This window comes from Psychroserpens citreus (assembly GCF_055686305.1).
The window spans coordinates 505,739-526,014 of the sequence record NZ_CM145999.1 but is presented as its reverse complement, the minus strand read 5'-3'; the positions used below and the strand labels follow the sequence as shown (position 1 = coordinate 526,014).

Annotated in this window: 19 protein-coding genes; 12 read left to right on the top strand and 7 right to left on the bottom strand. The window is 31.9% G+C overall.

Features of this window, described 5'->3' with window-relative positions; genetic code table 11:
- The first annotated feature begins 178 nt into the window (after nucleotides 1-178).
- From ACTU6T_RS02505 to ACTU6T_RS02470, 8 genes are all read left to right on the top strand, one after another.
- The gene (locus tag ACTU6T_RS02505) at nucleotides 179-1,783 is read left to right on the top strand and encodes a hypothetical protein (protein ID WP_460219690.1); all 1,605 of its coding nucleotides are present in this window, start codon (nucleotides 179-181) and stop codon (nucleotides 1,781-1,783) included.
- On the top strand, nucleotides 1,783-2,856 hold the full coding sequence (locus tag ACTU6T_RS02500) for a lipid II:glycine glycyltransferase FemX (protein ID WP_460219689.1): 1,074 nt from the start codon (nucleotides 1,783-1,785) through the stop codon (nucleotides 2,854-2,856). Before ACTU6T_RS02505 ends, ACTU6T_RS02500 begins: the two co-directional genes overlap by 1 nt.
- A complete protein-coding gene (locus tag ACTU6T_RS02495) occupies nucleotides 2,856-3,320 on the top strand; it encodes a GNAT family N-acetyltransferase (RefSeq protein WP_460219688.1) in 465 nt (154 codons plus the stop codon). The genes ACTU6T_RS02500 and ACTU6T_RS02495 overlap by 1 nt, the downstream gene beginning before the upstream one ends.
- Nucleotides 3,321-3,342: 22 nt before the next feature.
- Nucleotides 3,343-4,038 (top strand): TylF/MycF/NovP-related O-methyltransferase, encoded by a 696-nt coding sequence (locus ACTU6T_RS02490; protein ID WP_460219687.1) that lies wholly within the window; start codon nucleotides 3,343-3,345, stop codon nucleotides 4,036-4,038.
- 73 nt (nucleotides 4,039-4,111) lie between these two features.
- Complete coding sequence (locus tag ACTU6T_RS02485) at nucleotides 4,112-4,912, top strand: transglutaminase-like domain-containing protein (RefSeq protein ID WP_460219686.1); 801 nt, start codon at nucleotides 4,112-4,114, stop codon at nucleotides 4,910-4,912.
- A 90-nt stretch (nucleotides 4,913-5,002) separates the two neighbouring features.
- Complete coding sequence (locus ACTU6T_RS02480; protein WP_460219685.1) at nucleotides 5,003-6,361, top strand: O-antigen ligase family protein; 1,359 nt, start codon at nucleotides 5,003-5,005, stop codon at nucleotides 6,359-6,361.
- Complete coding sequence (locus ACTU6T_RS02475; protein ID WP_460219684.1) at nucleotides 6,318-7,340, top strand: glycosyltransferase family 4 protein; 1,023 nt, start codon at nucleotides 6,318-6,320, stop codon at nucleotides 7,338-7,340. Before ACTU6T_RS02480 ends, ACTU6T_RS02475 begins: the two co-directional genes overlap by 44 nt.
- Before the next feature lie 39 nt (nucleotides 7,341-7,379).
- Complete coding sequence (locus ACTU6T_RS02470; RefSeq protein WP_460219683.1) at nucleotides 7,380-8,774, top strand: sugar transferase; 1,395 nt, start codon at nucleotides 7,380-7,382, stop codon at nucleotides 8,772-8,774.
- Between the two features lie 3 nt (nucleotides 8,775-8,777).
- On the opposite strand, the gene lnt is transcribed toward ACTU6T_RS02470, so the two are convergent.
- Both lnt and ACTU6T_RS02460 read right to left on the bottom strand, forming a co-directional pair.
- Nucleotides 8,778-10,370 (bottom strand): apolipoprotein N-acyltransferase, encoded by a 1,593-nt coding sequence (gene lnt, locus ACTU6T_RS02465; protein ID WP_460219682.1) that lies wholly within the window; start codon nucleotides 10,368-10,370, stop codon nucleotides 8,778-8,780.
- On the bottom strand, nucleotides 10,370-11,434 hold the full coding sequence (locus ACTU6T_RS02460) for a putative type IX sorting system protein PorV2 (RefSeq protein WP_460219681.1): 1,065 nt from the start codon (nucleotides 11,432-11,434) through the stop codon (nucleotides 10,370-10,372). Before ACTU6T_RS02460 ends, lnt begins: the two co-directional genes overlap by 1 nt.
- 123 nt (nucleotides 11,435-11,557) lie before the next feature.
- On the opposite strand from ACTU6T_RS02460, the gene ACTU6T_RS02455 reads away from it, so the two are divergent.
- On the top strand, nucleotides 11,558-12,313 hold the full coding sequence (locus ACTU6T_RS02455) for a CDP-alcohol phosphatidyltransferase family protein (protein ID WP_460219680.1): 756 nt from the start codon (nucleotides 11,558-11,560) through the stop codon (nucleotides 12,311-12,313).
- Nucleotides 12,314-12,322: 9 nt separating this feature from the next.
- Nucleotides 12,323-13,156, top strand: coding sequence for a TerC family protein (locus ACTU6T_RS02450; protein WP_460219679.1), 834 nt, complete (start codon nucleotides 12,323-12,325; stop codon nucleotides 13,154-13,156).
- Here ACTU6T_RS02450 and lptB read toward each other — a convergent pair.
- The 4 genes from lptB to ACTU6T_RS02430 are packed head-to-tail and all read right to left on the bottom strand — an operon-like array spanning nucleotide 13,153 to nucleotide 16,081.
- Complete coding sequence (lptB, locus tag ACTU6T_RS02445; protein ID WP_460219678.1) at nucleotides 13,153-13,896, bottom strand: LPS export ABC transporter ATP-binding protein; 744 nt, start codon at nucleotides 13,894-13,896, stop codon at nucleotides 13,153-13,155. The genes ACTU6T_RS02450 and lptB overlap by 4 nt on opposite strands.
- Before the next feature lie 52 nt (nucleotides 13,897-13,948).
- Nucleotides 13,949-14,296 (bottom strand): carboxymuconolactone decarboxylase family protein, encoded by a 348-nt coding sequence (locus tag ACTU6T_RS02440; RefSeq protein ID WP_460219677.1) that lies wholly within the window; start codon nucleotides 14,294-14,296, stop codon nucleotides 13,949-13,951.
- Nucleotides 14,289-15,116: a twin-arginine translocase subunit TatC gene (gene tatC / locus ACTU6T_RS02435; protein ID WP_460219676.1), complete on the bottom strand. Its 828-nt coding sequence runs from the start codon at nucleotides 15,114-15,116 to the stop codon at nucleotides 14,289-14,291. The genes ACTU6T_RS02440 and tatC overlap by 8 nt, the downstream gene beginning before the upstream one ends.
- On the bottom strand, nucleotides 15,116-16,081 hold the full coding sequence (locus tag ACTU6T_RS02430; protein WP_460219675.1) for a KpsF/GutQ family sugar-phosphate isomerase: 966 nt from the start codon (nucleotides 16,079-16,081) through the stop codon (nucleotides 15,116-15,118). The genes tatC and ACTU6T_RS02430 overlap by 1 nt, the downstream gene beginning before the upstream one ends.
- Nucleotides 16,082-16,167: 86 nt before the next feature.
- Between ACTU6T_RS02430 and recQ the strand changes: the two genes are divergently transcribed.
- Nucleotides 16,168-18,369 carry a DNA helicase RecQ gene (gene recQ / locus ACTU6T_RS02425; RefSeq protein ID WP_460219674.1) on the top strand — a complete coding sequence of 734 codons (2,202 nt, stop codon included), beginning with the start codon at nucleotides 16,168-16,170 and terminating at the stop codon, nucleotides 18,367-18,369.
- 329 nt (nucleotides 18,370-18,698) lie between these two features.
- Here recQ and ACTU6T_RS02420 read toward each other — a convergent pair whose 3' ends face one another.
- Nucleotides 18,699-19,154, bottom strand: coding sequence for a hypothetical protein (locus tag ACTU6T_RS02420; protein WP_460219673.1), 456 nt, complete (start codon nucleotides 19,152-19,154; stop codon nucleotides 18,699-18,701).
- 146 nt (nucleotides 19,155-19,300) lie between these two features.
- On the opposite strand from ACTU6T_RS02420, the gene ACTU6T_RS02415 reads away from it, so the two are divergent.
- Complete coding sequence (locus ACTU6T_RS02415; protein WP_460219672.1) at nucleotides 19,301-20,233, top strand: peptidylprolyl isomerase; 933 nt, start codon at nucleotides 19,301-19,303, stop codon at nucleotides 20,231-20,233.
- The last annotated feature ends 43 nt before the right edge of the window (nucleotides 20,234-20,276 follow it).

Here is a 20,276-nt window from a genome sequence, read left to right as displayed (position 1 = left end):
CTACCTTTGAAATTCATTTTTATCTAAACATTGTATTTTTTTAATGATTACTAAAAGTATCTCCCAGTTAGTTTTAATACTTTTAACTTTTTCTCGTAATTTGTTCTCAACTCAATTAAGAATAATTGCTGTTACATATTACAGCTAATAGATTGAGAATTGAATCGGTTGCCATTTTATGATTAAATCAATAAAACTCATAAGAGAGAATTTAGAACAAGAGCTTAACTTTGTTCAAGTTCATCAGCATCAAATTGAACTTGATTCTAATTTTATAGATGAGTTTTCTGCAACCTTGAAAATTGAATTTGAACTTCCAATTTTTCAATTTAGGAATCATGATTATACTTGGATGCCATTGATGAAAATTCAATATTCTAATTGGTATTCTCCAAAAATAATTAAACTACAAAATGATCAACTTATACAAGCTAATCAACATATTGGGGTTTGGGAAGTTAATGCTAAGACACCTAAGATTTTATTTTGGCATTTTAATCCTTCTAAATCTAGTCCTATTGCAAAGTATGATTCGCAGTATTCAAAATATATAGTTGAAGCACAATCTAAAATTAAAGCAATACAGCCCCTAGCTTTAATGTTTCCGAATAATCATGGCATAGAAATTAGTAGATCCAAAATTCCGTTTTCATCTATTGCCTGTTTTACCGACCATTGCGATTTTGACACCTTGACTAATTTGAAACAGCAACGACAGTTTTTTAATAAGTATCAAATAAAGATTACCAAAGGTTTTTTTCTAAATGATTTTTCGAAGCGATCAGATACTGCATCTTTTAAGTTACATAGCGAAGAGCTAAAAAAGTGGCTTGAGGAAGGTCATGAATTGGCTTATCACTCCATATCACAATCTATAAAACCTTTAAATGAAGGTTTTGATGATTTTGAAGCATTTTGTCCACCTTTAGATGGGATTAGTTCGTGGATAGATCATGGTTTTCAGCCTTACAATACGTCTTTATACCAAAATCATGAACGTATAAAGGAAAATTATAGCGAACTATTGAAAGAAAAAAAGATTAAAACATTTTGGAATTATATAGATTCTGGTACTGTTGTACAAGGAGTTATTAACCAATTAAATTCAAATCAATTTACTTTAGGGACGTATTATAAAGGCATTAAACATTTAAAAGCAAAGAAATTACTTCCTTTACTTATAAAGAACATCATTTTTCATTACTATAATTCTGATGATAGTTTAAAGCTTTATAGGGAATTAGCTAGCTATTTTAAAGACTTAAGTGCTAAGAAACCTGTAAAAAAACATTTTGGAGTTATTATCAACTTATTTAAACTAACTAAGTTGTTGTTACCCATCTTTTTCTTTTGGAAGCAAAAAAAACATGAAGTTTACCCTTTGGCAAGATATGCTCCGGTTACTTTTAAGCAAAACATCTCAGGTAATACATTTACTGTATTTCAAACCATAGAAATGGTTGATTTTAAAAACGGTCTTAGCCCAGTTAATTTAGATATTTTTATAAAAGAAAGAGGGTTGTTTATTGCGCATACATATTTTTCAGCTCCTATGAATTATCATCATGGGAAGTTGTTTGGAAGTAAACATAAAATAGATAAACAAGTTGATGATAATTTTTTCTATTTATCAAAGAAAATTGCTTCTAACGATATATGGAATCCAACTTTAAAGCAATTAATTAGTCAATTACAAAAATTAAGTGAGGTAAGATTTAATTGTAACATAAAGGGAGAAATAACAATCATAGACGAGAATCAATTAGAATTTAGAAAAGTGTAATGAAGAACTATATTTTTACACAAGAAGAAAGTTGGATTCAAAAGTGGGATCAATTTGTGTCTAAAAACGATAAAGGGAGTCATCTTATGCTTTCTGATTGGCTAAAATCTTATAAATCTTATGGTTTTGATTATGAGATTGGTCTCATTCTCGAGAATGACAAGATTATGGGAGGATATGGCGCAGTGATTCCAAAATTTTTAGCCTTTAAGTTTTATATTATTCCTCATGGACCTATTTATAATTATGGGTGCGAATCCTTTTTGAAAGAACATATAGTAGATATTAAAAGTCATGCTAAATCAATAGGTGCTTGTTATATGCAATTGAGTATGCCTATTTCTTCAAATGAAAAAGTAAGTAAGTATGTTTATCCAAACGAAGTTGCTGATGTCCTTAGCAAAATAATGCAACCTGGTAAGCATTTCTCTTACGTGTATTCATCTTATGGTATAAATTGGGTTGATTTATCTAGGTTTGATAATGCTGAATCGTTTTTAAATCATTTGACACCAAAAGTTAGGAGAAATATCAGGATGCCTTACAATAAAAATGCACAAATAAATTTTGTAACCGATATCAATGAAATAGAACAAGGTTATCAAGTTATTGAAGAAAATGCTAAGCAAGGAAATTACAATGTGCGCGCATTTAAAGAATTTAAAGATACAATTGAACAATTAATAGCTAAAGGACATGCTTTTTTTATAACTTCTGAAGTTGAGGGAACTATTAAAGCTGCTGCTTTTTTTGTGAGCAATGAAGGCTACATTACGAATATCACGGGAGGTGTTTTTAGAGAAAAGCCAGATATTAAGTTAGGGTATATGTTGCAGTGGGAAATGATTAAAAAATCTTTCGAACTTGGTTTACAAGGCTACAATATTTCTATGGGTGGTTCTCAAGGTGTTCAAGAGTTTAAAACAAAATTTGGTGCAGAAGCAATACATTTTGAAACACCTCACTATCATATTATATTAAAACCATTATATTACAAGTTGTATGCTGTTTTTAATAAGTATCTTAAACCGTATAAGGCTCAAATATCCAAATTATTGGCTCGTATTAAATAATGAATAAAATTTTAAAAAGGTTTAGAATTGTTGATATTGATGTTTTTGTTTACAAAATTGAGCATCAAGTTAAATTTGATTTACCAGACTTTTCTTATGATATAAAGAAATCACGTTTAAAAAATAAATGGTACTACAGCATAATAAATAACAATACTTTAGTGCATGCAAGTTATTTGTATGATTCGGTTTATTTACTTAGATTATTGAAAAGAAAAGGCCCAGTAATAGGTGATTGTTTTACTCATAAAGCCTATCGCGGGCAATCCATATACCCTTATGTGATCAATTCAATTGCTTCTGAAAATTTAAGCAAAGGACTTAAAGAAATATTTATAATAGTGAATCAAAAAAATATAAGTTCAATAAAAGGGATTGAAAAAGCTGGCTTTAGTAAATTTGTAGCCATTAAAGGATCAAGATGGCTCTGGTTTTATTTAAAAAAACAAATAACTCACTTTTGAAATATAACTATCATAACTATTTATGAACTCTAAACTAACAACTAAATTTAAAATATTTTTATCTAAAATTCTTGTGAATTCTGATAGGTTTCGCTATTTGTTTTGGCTTCCTAAACTTGAGGAGTTTCACAAAAATTATGGACGACATGGCGCCACTGTAAAAAGTAGAAACCGACTTTATGCCTATATTAATAAAGCAATTGATAATGAGGCTATAACCTATTGCGAATTTGGTGTGTTTGAAGGAGCAAGTATAAAGTATTGGTCAACATTAAATACTAATGTATTGTCAAAGTTTTTTGGTTTCGACACATTTAGTGGTTTGCCTGAGAGTTGGGATAACTTTACTGGAGGCCTTAAAAAAGGTTTTTTTGATACCAAAGGAGAGACGCCAAATATTGACGATACAAGGGTTTCTTTTTATAAAGGATTATTTCAAGATACGTTACCAGGGTTTTTAGAATCCTATGATTCTAATAATGTATTAATTGTAAATATTGATGCAGATTTATATTCATCTACTTTGTTTGTTTTAACTCAAATGCATAAACATTTAAAGAAAGGGTCAATAATTATTTTTGATGAATTCTCTAGTGTTTTACATGAATTTAGAGCCTTTGAAGATTATTGTCTTGCTTATGATGTTAAATTTGAAGTGATTGCAAGTAGTAAAACTGCTAAAAGCTATTATGCTCATGTAGCAGTGAGAATTATTTAAAGCTCTGATTTATTAGTATTAAGACATTTTTTTTACATATTTTTAACACTTGCTATTGATTTAATTTTTGTTGATGATTTTTAAGAAGATACTTTGGACATTTAAACGGCATCCTTTTTTATACCGATCCCGATTTAAATTGCTTTCCAAAAATTCAAGTGTTAGTGAGATTAATGCATATTCCTACAATAATATAAATAGGAAAGATGAAATACCTAAATACTTTTTTGAGGTTAATAATTTGATTTTTTCAAATGATCGCCCGTCCTCTGAGTTTGAACTTGTAAAATCTTTAGTAGATTGGCTTGGGATAAATGTTAAAGGTGGACCAGGTTTGAGTTTTCCGTCTGAAGAAGCTCTTCGAGTGATGCTCGAAGGTAAAGGAGGTGTTTGTAGTGACATGGCTCAAGTGTTTAATAATTTTTGTGTAATTAATGATATCAAAGTCAGAGAATGGGGTTCTACTAGAGCACCTTATGAAAAAGAATTTGGTGGACATTCATTTAATGAAGTTTACATTAAAGAATGGCAAAAATGGGTGCTAATAGATGTGTCATACGGTATAATGTTTTATCATAATAATCAACCGCTATCAGTTATTGAATTATATCAGCTATTCCGGAAAGGCGAGGATGTAACTTATAAAGCATTTGTGAATTCTGGAAGTATGTATGAATCGAGTGTTCAAAGAAATTATTTAAACCCAAAAACGGTCCCTTTTTTAATATGTAATTATTCTAATAAAACTTATGACAAGTTTTTGAATTACACAAGACCATATTTACCGGTGTTTATTATTCACTTTATGCTGTATGTTTTAAATAAAAGCTACCATTATAGATTTCCGTTAAATGATTATAAAGAAATCTTCTAAAATAATACAGTAATAATGATTTCATCTAAAAATAAATTTAAGATATTTATTGAATTAATAGCGTAATTCCTTCATCATTATAATTAGAAAGTGAAAACCAATATCACATATCCTATTGCCGTTGGGCTTCATGTCGCTATTGGATTAATAATCTATCTTAATGAAAGTTTGTCTAAGGTTTATTTTGCTTTGGCTTTTACATTTTTTATGTATAGAATAATCTTAATTGGAGACAAAAATAGGACTTTTGAGATTTTAAAAGCCTGTGCTTATTTTGTTGGTGCTGAAGTTTTTTTTAGAACAACACGTGGAGCTATCTCTTATGAAGCTGGAAAATACTTAGTAATTCTTTTTATATTGATGGGAATGTTCTATAAAGGAATTTCAGGTAAATCCTACCCTTATTTTATATATTTAATGCTTTTAATTCCTTCAATATTCGTGGCTTCAACTACACTAAGTTTTGATGCTAACTTTAGAACTAATATTGCATTCGTATTGAGCGGTCCATTATGTTTGGGTTTATCAGCATTATTCTGTTATGAAAAGAAGATAACGTTTAATCAGATTTCAAAAATCTTATTATTTATGTTGCTTCCTATTATAGCCCATACGGTATACGTGTATTTTTATGCACCAAACCTACAGGATATATTAAGAAGTACGGCATCAAATCGAGAAGCCGCTGGAGGATTTGGTTCAAATCAAGTTGCAACAGCTCTAGGTCTTGGAATGTTTATAGTTGCGATTCGATTGTTTTTAAATTCTGCTACCATCGGTATAAAGTTGTTAAATGTTCTACTTTTGGTCTTTATCTCCTATCGAGCAGTAGCAACTCTAAGTAGAGGAGGTGTGGTGGCTGCGTTAATGTGTATTGGAATATTTTTGATATACTATTTTGCACAGGCAAAACCTAAGATTAGAAATAAAATCATTAGTGTTTTTGTGCTATTTGTTGGGGCATTAGCAATAGCTTGGTTTGTGAGTTCTAATGAAACAAATGGGCTTACAGAAAAGCGCTATGCAAATCAAAATGCGAGTGGAATCAAGAAAAAAGATATTACCACTGGTCGAACTGATTTATTTCTAGGGGAAATTGAAGGTTTTATTAGCAACCCGTTTTTTGGAATTGGTTCGAGTCGTGCAAAAGATAGACGTATTGAAGAAGAAGGCCAAGGTGTAACCTCTCACAATGAGGTGAGCCGAACATTAGCTGAACATGGTATTTTGGGAGTTGTGATTTTGTTAATACTTATTTTTAAACCACTTGATTTACGAACTAAAAATAGGCAAAATTATTACTTTTATGCATTTATGGCTTTTTGGTTTGCCACTATAAATCACTCTTCAATGAGGATAGCAGCGCCAGCATTTGTATATGCATTAGGGCTTTTAAAAATAGTTAATGAAAAAAATCCTTTACATAGGAAACAATTTAAGAAGTCATAACTCTAATTTATCTGGAATACAAGTTTTAGGAGGCTTGTTAGAACAGGAAGGGTATGAGCTTTATTATGCGTCTTCTTATTCTAATAAAATTATGAGAATGCTAGACATGATTTGGTCTTGTTTAGTGTTATTTAAAAAAGTTGATATTGTATTAATAGATACTTATAGCACTCAAAATTTTATATATGCACGAATTATAGCTAAAATTTGTAGACTCTTAAGACTACCTTATGTGCCTATTTTGCATGGTGGTAATTTACCTAGCCGATTAAAATCAAATCCTAATCAATCTAAACATTTGTTTGGAAATGCTTACTATAATATAGCTCCATCTCATTATATACAACAAATTTTTGAAGATTTCGGATTTAAAAACATGGTTTGTATTCCTAATACTTTGGAAATTGAGAATTATCCGTTAGTAAATAAATCTTTTGAAACGCCGCATCTTCTATGGGTAAGGTCATTCTCAAGTATATATAATCCTTCTCTTGCGGTAAAAGTTTTTAAATTAGTTAAAGAGAATTACCCTAATGCTACCTTATGCATGGTAGGACCAGATAGTGATGGAAGTCTTAATGAAGTTAAAGAATTAGCTCAAACTTTGAATGTTGATGTTAAGTTTACTGGCAAGTTGAGTAAACAACAATGGGTTGAATTGTCAAAAGATTACAACATTTTTATCAATACAACAACTATCGATAATATGCCTTTGAGTGTTATTGAAGCCATGAGTTTAGGTTTGCCAGTGGTTTCAACAAATGTTGGAGGAATACCATACTTAATTACAGATAAGAAAGATGGGTTTTTAGTAGAATCCAATAATGCTAATGAGATGGCCAAAGCTATTGTTAAAGTACTTAATGAAGAACTAAATCGTCAAATTATAATAAGAAATGCCAGAGAAAAAGTCTTAGAGTTTGATTGGAAAGAAATAAAAAAACTCTGGTTTAAAGTCTTAGCTATGGATAATTGTTAACTTATAACTTATTATCTTTACAGGATTCTTAACCAACTAATGAGCCGAAAAAAAGATATACATTTTGAAATTTCTGAGCGTAAAGTATTATTACGTATTCTAGATTTGTGTATGGTAATACTGGGGTTGTACCTTTTACAAATCAGTATAGATTATGATTACCTCACAATAGAAGGTGATAATTTTGTTCCATTACTCGTTTTAGGTGTTTATATTACAATTTTTGGAACTGTATTTGAAATTTATGATCTACAAAAATCGAGTAAGTTAGATGTTACATTTAGAAATATTGTTTTAACAGCATCTACTACGGTGTTATTTTATTTGTTAACACCATTTTTAACGCCTTTTCTTCCAGAGCAGAGACTTCAGATTATTTATTTTTATCTATGCATCATTACGATGATTTTTATTTGGAGATGGGCATATATTGCATTTATTTCTAGCCCAAGATTCTATAAAAAAGTTCTTTTAGTTGGTGAGATTTCAAATATTGAAAATATAATAAAACCATTAAATCGAGTTGATCCAAATTATAAGATTGTTGGGTTTATAAATTCTGAATCTGAAGTTGAATCTCCAATAAAGTTTAAAGGTTTAAAAGAATTTGCGTCTGCCGATTTGATGAATGTTATTAGGGATGAAAAGATTTCTGAAGTTTTAGTAGCAACTTACAATTCTGAATCCATTACTCCGGAAATTTATCACGATTTAATTGCATTACTAGACCAAGGATTTACTATTCGCGAGTACACACAAGTATTTGAAGAGATAACTTATAGGGTGCCCATTCAATTTGTTGGGAAAGATTTTTATAAATATTTCCCATTTAGCAGAAGTAATCAAAATACATTATATCTCTTTTTTCATAGGACCTTCGATATTTTGTTTTCAATTTTAGGACTCTTGTTTGGAATAGGTATATTACCCCTAATTTTAATTGGTAATGCGATTGCTAATAGAGGCCCATTGTTTTATTTTCAAGAACGTGTTGGGCAAAATGGTAAGCTTTTTCAGATTGTAAAATTAAGAAGTATGATTGTTAATGCTGAAACAGGAAGTGCTAAATGGGCTCAAAAGAATGATTCAAGAATCACAACTTTTGGAAAGTTTTTAAGACGCTCCCGAATTGATGAAATTCCGCAATTTATTAATGTGCTTAGAGGTGATATGAGCATAATTGGTCCAAGACCTGAGCGACCATTTTTTGTTAATGAGTTGTCTCGAATTATACCATTTTATGAAACTAGACATATTGTAAAGCCAGGTCTTACTGGTTGGGCACAAGTAAATACACGTTATGGCGCATCGGTAGATGATAGCTTAACCAAGTTGCAGTACGATCTATATTATATCAAACACAGAAGTGTGTTTTTAGATATTAATATTATTGTTAAAACCCTAAGTACTATATTGTATTATAGAGGACAATAGTTCTTATTCTTTTGGTCTTCGGAAAAAGCCGATTAAGAATATAAATATTAAAATAAAAATACTTATTCTGGCAATATAATCGCCAGCTATGACATAAAAAGTCTTTCTATTATTAGTGATGACTTGTCCCGACAAAGCCCCTTTTTCTCCATAATCAAGACGTTTAGTAATTTCTCCTTTAGCATTGATAATCGCAGAAATTCCAGTATTGGCACTTCTAGCAATATCACGTCTAGTTTCTATAGCACGCAATCTTGCATAACTCAAATGTTGTTTATGGCCTTGGGTTTCATTCCACCAAGCATCGTTTGTAATAATAGTTAGAAAGTTCGCCTCATTTCTCACATATCCAGTAACAAATTCACCATAAACCGATTCATAACAAATAATAGGAGCAGCTTTATATTTTGAATTAGAAGATGTAAAAACGCCTCGATGATCTTGAGTAGTTTTCATCGCAACTGTGCCACCAAGATCAATCATAACATCACCTAGAATTGGTTTCAATATGTCTTGGTATGGGAAGTTCTCTATGCCAACTACTAATTTTGATTTGTTGTATTGCTGTACAGTATCTGAAGTGTTTAAAAGTATAGCCGAATTATAATCATCATACCATGTATTTGGACTATGTCTATAAACGTTGGTTTCTTTTCGAATCCTACTTTTATCTTTAAACATATCATAAAACGAAATTCCAGTTAAGAGATTCGCATTTGGGTATTCTAGTATGTAACGTTTTAAACGACTTTTTAATAATGAATGGTCAAATTGTTTAAGTCTAGTACTTTCAGCTAAAAAGGTTTCTGGAGCAATAATGAAATCAGTAGAATCGGTGATTTTTGAATTTGATAATTCAATGAGTAACTCTGTGAATTTAATATTGGTCATATTATACTTTTCAGAATAAGGATCAATATTAGGTTGTATTGCAATAATATTTACAGTGTCACCTTCATGTGAATATGTGTTGTAGATAATCAATGAAATACCAATAGGAATAATAATCAAGCTAGCACATTTCAGAAGTACTGATTTCATTATTGATTTTGATGGTGTTTTTAGATAAGATAGTAGACCTTTAAACATTATAGCATTTATAATCCATACCCAAAGTGTACCTCCAAAGGTGCCAGTATATTCATACCATTGAATCCACGTGATGTATTCTGAAAATCCATTACCTAGATTAAGCCATGGCCATGAAAATTCCCAACCCAAATGTAATTTTTCAAAACTAATCCATAGTGTTACTAAAAAAAGTAGAGCTCTGTTTTGTGACTGTCGCTTGGCATATTTATGATAAAGAAGAAAAAGTAATGCCATTAATGCCGAATTTACAAAAACAGCAAAAGCTGCCCCAAAAATATCAGCAAATCGTAACCAACTTGTGGTAATAAGGTTCCAAATCACAAAAGTGAGATAGGAGAGTCCGAAAATTTTGAGTCCTTTTCGTTTTACATCAGATAAACGCAGTTGTTGCTCTGCAAGAAGTAAAGGGACAAATGCAACAAATAATAACAAAGGAAATCCATAAGTTGGCCATCCGAGTGTTAATATAAGTCCTGAAGCTAAGGCGAGTAATAGTTTATTCACTATCTAAAGATACTAAAATCGAGTTTTAATGAAAATACATTAGAGTACAAAGCGGCACTTTGATCTCCAATGTCTGTAAATGCATAATCTATTTGAATTCCTCTATACTTAAATCCTAATCCTAAACTAGGCTGAAATGTTAAGTCTTCAGAGTTATCTATTTGTAGTTCATTTTGAAAATTACCAACTCCTGCTCTCAAAAACACGAGGTCAGTATATCCAAACTCAAAACCTAACGCAGGATTAACACTGGCAAAAGAACTTGAGAAAATATCATTGTTCTCTTCAAAACGCACATTCAAATCAAAAGAGGTGAGTAATGAATAATCGTAATGAAAGATGAATTTTTTAGACATTCCAATTTGTAGTTTAGGAATTGTAATTTCAGTATCTTCAGGAACGGTCTGATTTTGACCTTCTATAGCATTTTGAATATCTTCAAGTTTATCATCGTCAAACGACCATGCATTAAACGTGGTAGTGATGTCTCGAGCCATAATTCCAAATTTCCAATTATTTTTGGTTTCAAACTGAATTCCAGCATCTAATCCAAATCCCCAAGAATTTGCAAAATCACCAATAATACGTCTAACAATTTTAGCATTAACACCATAACTTAGTCCATCTAGCGGTAATTTTCTGGCATAAGAAAAGGTTAAGGCATAATCTGAAGTGGAGAATAAACTCACTCTATCATAATTGATATTACCCTGATCATCTATTAACTGAGTGGTATCAAGAATATCATCAACACCAAAGCGAATAAGTGATAAGGCTACTGCACTTCTGTCATCTAATGGTTTTGCAAATGCGATATAGTTATAGTTAGCAATATTAGCAAAATAGCTAGAATGTAATAAGGCTAGTTGATTATCTTCTAGATGCACAAGCCCAGCTGGATTCCAATATCCAGAATTTACATCAGCGGAGTGAGAAACTACACTATTACTCATGCCAAGAGCTGCTGCATCTACACCAATATTCAAAAATTCATTAGAATATTTAGTCTGAGCAGTACATAAAAACATAATCAAAGTCGAAGCGATGAATAAGTATTTTTTCAATAGCAAAAATTTTTACAAAGATGCACAATTTTATTCACCTATTAAACTGTAAATATGGCTAGATATTGTACATGACTTGCAATAGTCGCAAATAGTTTGCTATTTTTACACAAATCTAAATGAATGGCTTTAAAGAACTACATTCCAAATTGTATTACACTACTCAACTTACTCTCAGGAAGTATTGCAGTTATATTTGCTGTTCACAATAATTTTGTAGCTGCAGCATTATTCGTTTTCTTAGGGATTTTCTTTGATTTTTTTGATGGTTTATTGGCAAGAAAACTGGGTGTTCAAAGTGATTTAGGTGTGCAATTGGATTCTCTGGCCGATATGGTGACAAGTGGATTAGTGCCTGGGATAGTAATGTATAAATTAATTTCAATGAGTATTAATGCTCCGGAAATAGTAACGCAAAAGAATTGGAGTTCTAGTTTTAGTTTTTCTAATATAGACATAGCTCCAATTGCCGTTATTGGATTGTTTATTACGTTAGCTTCTGGTTATCGATTGGCAAAATTCAATATAGACGAAGATCAACAAAGCTATTTTAAAGGCTTACCAACACCTGCAAATACATTGTTAGTGATGTCATTGCCTTTAATTGTTGAATTTCAGAATAGTAGCTTAGTGACTTCATTAATTTTAAATCAATGGTTTTTAATAGTGTTTACACTAATAAGTTGTTTTTTATTAACATCTAATATGAAATTACTTGCATTAAAATTTAAAGATTTTAGCTTTAATAATAATAGCTATCGATACATTCTCATTGTTTCTGCAATTGTATTATTAGTGTTGTTCCATTTTATTGCTATTCCATTTATTATTGTATTATACATTATATTATCATTGCTCGATAATTTAACAACTAAATAATTTTTACTCATGTTAGAAGTCATTTTTACATTATTAATGCTTGTAATGTTGCAAGCAGTTTTAGGATTTGATAACTTACTTTATATTTCCTTAGAGTCTAAAAAAGCACCATTGTCTGATCAAAAACGGGTTAGAAAAGTGGGGATTTTAATTGCTATTGTACTTAGAATTGTTTTGCTGTTTGTATTAGTGTCGATTATAGATTTTTTTCAAGAACCGTTTTCTTTTCTAACTGGTCATATAGATAATGTGTTAGATTTTGCTTTTAATGGACATAGTCTAATCGTTCTTGCTGGAGGTGGATTTATCATTTACACCGCTATCAAAGAAATATGGCACATGATTGCGAAACATGATTTGTCTGAAGCTGTTGAAGACAATGGAAAAGGAAAGAAATCATCTAATGCTGTTATTGCTAGCATAGTTCTCATGAACTTAGTGTTTTCTTTTGATTCTATTCTCGCAGCAATTGGGTTAACAAGTGATATAGAAAACTCAACAACAGCTTTTATCGTGATGGCTATTGCAATTGTATTGAGTGGAATTTTAATGTTAGTATTGGCTGACCGAATTTCAACATTTTTAGCAAAAAATAGAATGTATGAAGTATTAGGATTGTTTATTCTATTTATTGTAGGTATAATGTTGGTTACTGAAGGTGGACATTTAGCACATTTAAAAATCTTCGGAAATGAGATTGTTCCAATGAGTAAGACGACCTTCTATTTTGTAATAGCTATATTGGTAGTAACAGACGTTGTTCAAGGACGTTATCAGAAAAAATTGATTGCTGAGCAAGATCGTAAAAGTGCACTAATAGATGCAAAAAAGGAGGACATTTAAAACTCTAACTTCTTTTTGCGAAGTTCAAAGTTCTGTCCTAAGTAGACTTTACGTACCATTTCATCACTAGCTAGTTCTTCAGGCTTTCCAGCTTTTAAGATACTTCCTTCAAACATGAGGTAAGTTCTATCTGTTATGGCTAGAGTTTCTTGAACATTATGATCAGTAATTAGAATACCGATGTTTTTCTTTTTTAGCTGAGCAACGATACGTTGGATATCCTCAACAGCAACAGGGTCAACTCCAGCAAACGGTTCGTCCAAAAGAATAAAATCAGGATCTGTAGCCAAGGCACGTGCTATTTCTGTACGTCTTCGTTCACCACCAGATAATAAATCACCTCTGTTAGTTCTAATATGACCTAAACTAAATTCTTCTATCAGTGATTCCATTTTGGCTTCTTGTTCTTTCTTACTTAATTTGGTCATTTGAAGCACACTCAAAATGTTGTCTTCAATGCTCAATTTCCTAAAAACAGAAGCCTCTTGAGCTAAATACCCAATACCATTTTGGGCTCTTTTATACATTGGGAAACTTGTAATTTCAGTGCTGTCTAAAAAGATGTTGCCACCATTAGGTTTAATTAAACCAACAATCATATAAAAAGAGGTTGTTTTACCAGCTCCATTTGGTCCTAGCAATCCAACAATTTCTCCTTGGTTAACTTCTAACGATACATCTTTAACGACTTTTCGTCCGCTATAAGATTTCATTAAATTATCGGCTCTTAATTTCTTCATGATGGCTAAAATAGTAAATTCAAAAAGACTAACTTTTTAGTTTATTATAAGTTTAACGCTCAGATTCTAATGCATCCCAGTATTCGTATGCTTTTCGTAAATGTGGAATCACAATGGTGCCGCCTACTAAGGTCGCAATACTTAAAGCTTCTACTACCTCTTCTTTTTTGAGACCTACTTTGTAACTAGATTCAAGATGATATTTAACACAATCATCACAACGTAAAACCATAGAGGCCACAAGACCTAAAAGTTCTTTTGTTCTCTTATCTAAAGCGCCTTCAGTAAAGGCATTAGTGTCTAGGTTAAATATACGCTTAATGACTTTATTATTATCTTCTATAATTGCATCGTTCATTTTTGAACGATAGGCATTAAATTTGGAAACGATATCAGACATTGACTTTTAGTTTTTTGTTTTGGTTACGAACAACAATTTTTGAAATATAAATACTTACTTGATATAAAATCAATATTGGAATAGCAACAATCACTTGACTAGCTAAATCTGGTGGCGTAATGATAGCTGAAAGAATCAATACGATAACCAACGCAAATTTTCTATATTTCTTCATGATTTGAGGTGTAACCAATCCTATTTTAGTTAAAAAATAAATAATTATTGGTAATTCAAATACAAATCCAGATGCCAGACAAGATGATCGTAACGTCGATATATAAGAACTAATATCAAACTCATTAGATATTTCTGGGCTCACACTATAATTCGCCAAGAAATTTATAGATAGAGGTGTCACGATATAATACCCAAATAATACACCTAAAAAGAATAAAAAGGAGGTGGTGAAAATAAAACCTCTAGAGTGTCGTCGTTCTTTAGCGTGCAAACCTGGACTAATAAAGCTCCAAAACTGATAAATGATATATGGGAACGCAATAACAAATCCAGCATAAATAGAGGTCCAAATATCAGCCGAAAACTGTCCTGCCATAGTTCTACTTTGAATTTTAAAAGGGAACTCAGTAGCACAAAAAGTGACGTCATTAATTCCTATAAATTGAGAAGCCTGGCATAACCATTTATATGTTGGGAAGTCCATGCGCTTTGGCGCAAAGATTATATGTTCAAAAATAAATCCACTAAAAATAAAAGCGATCGTTGCGCAAATTAGTATAGATAATGTAATTCGTATTAAATGCCATCTTAAGTCTTCGAGATGATCCAAGAAAGACATTTCATCAGTATTTTTTTTAGCCATTATATAATACCTTCTTTAATTAAATCATGAATATGAATAACTCCAGCATATTCACCATTGCGCTCAACAAGTAGTTGAGAAATACCATGCTCTTCCATAAGCTCCATGGCATCAATTGCCATAGCATCCTCATTAATTCGTTTCGGGTTACTACTCATGATATCTTTGGCTGTTAAATGAATAAAGTCTTCACTTTTAGAGAGCATACGTCGTAAGTCACCATCTGTGATGATTCCTTCAATTTTATTCTGATTAACCACGGCAGTGACACCAAGCATTTTTTCTGAAATTTCTACAATCACGTCCTTGGCACTTGTTGTTAATTCTACCTTTGGTTTTTTGTTAACCGATGATAGGTCACTAACTCGTAAATACAGACGTTTACCAAGAGCACCGCCTGGATGATACTTCGCAAAGTCTTTACTTGAAAACCCTCGGAGTTCTAATAAACAAACCGCTAATGCGTCTCCCATAACTAATTGGGCTGTTGTACTTGTTGTAGGAGCCAAATTATTAGGGCAAGCTTCTTGTTCCACATGAGCATTCAGAATAAAATCGGCTTGTTGTGCTAAAAAGGATGTATTATTGCCTGTGATAGCAATCATTTTGTTCTTTGCATTTTTAATCAATGGCACTAAGACTTTAATTTCTGGAGTGTTTCCACTTTTTGAAATGCAAATCACGACATCATCCTCTAAAATAAGTCCTAAGTCTCCATGAATAGCATCTGCAGCATGCATAAATACTGATGGTGTACCTGTAGAATTCAAAGTGGCAACAATTTTGTTAGCGATGATAGCACTTTTTCCAATACCTGTGATGATGACTCTGCCTTTAGAATTATAAATTAAAGATACTGCATTAGCAAAGTCATCAGTAAGTAAATGACTCAAATTGGCAATGGCATCACGTTCTAAATCTATAGTTTTTTTTGCGGTTTCAAGAATAGATTGAATACTGTTCAAAATTAATTTTTTTAGAGTTTGATGGGTATAAAGAAATTGTTATCTTTAGGTTTATGCAAATGTATCAAAAATACTAATAGGGATTAATGAGTATAAAAGAAATTGATATACATTCTGCACTCAAACAATACTTCGGTTTTTCGCAATTTAAAGGACTTCAAGAAAGTGTTATTAAAAGTGTTGTTTCTGGTGAGGATGTATTTGTTATTATGCCAACAGGAGGTGGGAAGTCATTATGTTATCAGCTTCCAGCATTAATTAAAGAAGGCACAGCAATTATTGTTTCACCATTAATTGCCTTAATGAAAAACCAAGTTGATGCTATTCGAGGTGTTTCTAGTGAAGAAGGCGTAGCTCACGTTTTAAATTCTTCTCTCAATAAAACTGAAGTCAAACGGGTTAAAGAGGATATCACCAATGGTGTTACAAAACTTTTGTATGTTGCACCAGAATCACTTACTAAAGAAGAACATGTTGAGTTTTTAAGAACAGTTACCATTTCATTTATGGCTGTCGATGAAGCACATTGCATCAGTGAGTGGGGACATGATTTTAGACCAGAGTATAGAAATCTGAGACATATTATTAAACGTATTGGAGATAATATTCCTATTATTGGTTTAACAGCAACAGCTACCCCTAAGGTTCAAGAAGACATTTTAAAAAGCTTAGATATTCAAAACGCAGTAACATTTAAAGCGTCGTTTAATAGGCCAAATTTGTATTACGAAATACGTCCTAAGACCAAAAATGTAGATGCCGATATTATTCGTTTTATTAAAAAGAATGAAGGAAAATCTGGCATTGTCTATTGCTTAAGTAGAAAACGTGTTGAGGAATTAGCACAAGTTTTGCAGGTTAATGGTATTAAAGCGGTTCCTTATCATGCAGGTTTAGATCCTAAAACGCGAGTGAAGCATCAAGATATGTTTCTTATGGAAGATTGCGATGTTGTAGTGGCAACTATTGCTTTTGGGATGGGAATTGATAAGCCTGATGTTCGATTTGTAATACATCATGATATACCTAAAAGTATCGAAAGCTATTATCAAGAAACTGGTCGTGCAGGGCGTGATGGTGGAGAAGGACATTGTTTGGCTTACTATGCATACAAAGACATAGAAAAATTAGAAAAGTTTATGTCTGGAAAACCTGTTGCCGAACAAGAAATTGGTCATGCTTTATTGCAAGAGGTTGTCGCTTTTGCTGAAACATCTGTGTCTAGGCGAAAATTTATTCTACATTACTTCGGCGAAGAATTTGATAATGCTACAGGAGAAGGTGGTGATATGGATGATAATGTTCGTAATCCCAAAAAGCAACATGAAGCGAAAATAGAGGTAGTAACGCTTTTAGAAACAGTTGAAAAAACCAATGAGAAGTATAAATCTAAAGATTTAGTACAAGTGTTAATTGGTCAAACAAACGCTTTAATTTCATCTCACAAAACCGATGGGCAACCATTTTTTGGTGTAGGTAAAGATAGAGATAAACGTTATTGGATGGCTTTAATACGTCAAGTGCTTGTAGCGGGCTACCTCAAAAAAGATATAGAGACTTATGGTGTTTTAAGATTATCTAATGAAGGTCGTGAATTTATACAATCACCGCAAACCTTTATGATGACAGAGGATCATGTTTTTGATATTGAAAGTGATGATGGTATTGTTACAGCAGCCAAAGGTGGAGGTGGAGTTGCTGATGAAACTTTAATGAAAATGCTGAAAGATTTGCGTAAACGAAATGCGAAATCATTAGGAGTTCCACCATTTGTGATTTTTCAAGATCCTTCATTAGAAGATATGGCTCTTAAATATCCAATTACTATTGAAGAAATGAGTAATGTTCATGGTGTTGGAGAAGGGAAAGCAAAAAAATATGGTAAAGATTTCGTTGCATTAATTGCTCAATATGTTGATGACAATGATATTGTTAGACCAGACGATTTTGTAGTGAAGAGTACTGGATCTAATTCAGCAATAAAATTATATATCATTCAAAATGTAGATCGTAAATTGCCATTGACAGATATAGCTTCATCTAAAGGGATGACCATGCCTGAATTTATTAAAGAAATGGAAGCCATTGTGTATTCTGGAACCAAATTAAATATCAATTATTGGTTAGATGATATTTTGGATGAAGATCAGCAAGAAGAAATTCATGACTACTTTATGGAATCTGAAACTGATAAAATTGATGTTGCTATCGATGAATTTGATGGTGATTATGACGATGAAGAGCTTCGTTTATATCGTATTAAGTTTATTAGCGAAGTTGCCAATTGATTGTTAAGGTGTTTTTTCCTATTGATAGTCGTTGATACAATATACAATTGTCTGCTGCTGGACATAAGATGTTATCTAAAATTCATGATTTTGCAAATCCGCTAAAATCTCAAATAGATAAGGTTGACCAATTAGGTTTAGAATCATTATTTAATACATTGCGGCCTTATTTATAAATTGAACCAAAATGGTGTATTAACAGTTCAGCGTACTTGTTTTGGTTGTAAGTTTTATCAAAAAAATAACGATACCGATTATTGTGGTTTACTTGAAAGTGTTTTACTCAATAAGGATATTAGGTTAGACTGTCCAGAATTTGAAGCAAAACCTTAAGATGGTTTGTTTTTTTTAGCTATGGTTTTGAACGTTAGATCATAGCTTTTACATTGTAATATTAATTCATCAATAGTCACAGGATCTATTTTGGCAGCATCTTTTTCTTCAATCTGAAAATCGATTTTAGTGATGCTTCTTCCTTTTACATCTGTTGGATCAGATTCAAACTCTACAGATTCTGAATCGAGCTCAAGAGTGAAATTTTTACTTTTAATAGTCAAATGTCCTCCTTTTTTAGTTTTTACTTTGAAATTCCCACAGATAACTGTTTGAAACGAATAATAACCGCCAAGTTCGTTTAATCCAGCATACAACACATTACTTTCAGAAATAGCAAATGGCTCATGTTCTATGGCAGCCATTATGGCTTCAATAGTATCCGAATTGGATGTAGAGGTTTCAGTTTTAGAATTTCCGAAAGTAGATTTCAATTTATTAATAAATCCCATGTGATGAATATTTTTTACAAAACTAAAGTAAATAGAAATAATTCCAAAGGTTTGTATTTATAGTGATTGTAGAATCAAATTCTTTATACTGCTTCTCACTTCTAATAGAGTTTGTTATCTTTGCACCTCAATTAAAATAAAACACGATGCAAGACGGTTTATACGCAAAATTTAATACCACAAAAGGCGAAATTTTAGTCGCTTTAGAATATCAAAAAACACCAGGAACAGTAGGTAATTTCGTAGCATTAGCAGAAGGAAATTTAGAGAATGCTGTAAAACCTCAAGGTACTCCATACTATGACGGTTTAAAATTTCATAGAGTTATTCCAGATTTTATGATACAAGGAGGATGCCCACAAGGCACAGGAACTGGTAATCCAGGATATAAATTTGACGATGAGTTTCATCCTGATTTAACTCACAACGGACCAGGTGTATTGTCTATGGCAAATGCAGGGCCAGGAACTAATGGAAGTCAGTTTTTTATCACACATGTAGAAACACCATGGTTAGATAATAATCATACTGTTTTTGGAAAAGTGATTGAAGGTCAAGATGTGGTTGATGCTATTGCTCAAGGTGATGCAATCGAAACGCTTGAAATTGTTAGAGCAGGATCTGATGCCGAAAATTTTAATGCAGTAGAAGCCTTTAGAACTTTTGAAGGAGCAAGAGAGAAACGTATTGAAGCAGAACGCGAAGCGGCAAAAGCGGAGTTAGATAAATTGGCTTCGGGATTTGAAGAGACTAAAAGCGGATTGCGTTACCAAATCATCCAAAAAGGAAATGGTAAAGCAGCCGAGGCTGGCAAGATGGTATCTGTACATTATAAAGGTCAATTAGCAGACGGAACCGTATTTGATTCGTCGTACAAAAGAAATGCACCTTTAGATTTTCAAGTAGGTGTTGGTCAAGTTATTCCAGGATGGGATGAAGGCATTTGCTTGTTAAATGTTGGAGATAAAGCACGTTTAGTAATACCAAGTGATTTAGGTTATGGTTCTGCAGGTGCAGGAGGCGTAATACCTCCAAATGCAACCCTGGTATTTGATGTAGAATTAATGGATGTGAAATAAACTTCACGATACATAAAAGTAAAAGCACCAATTGTTGGTGCTT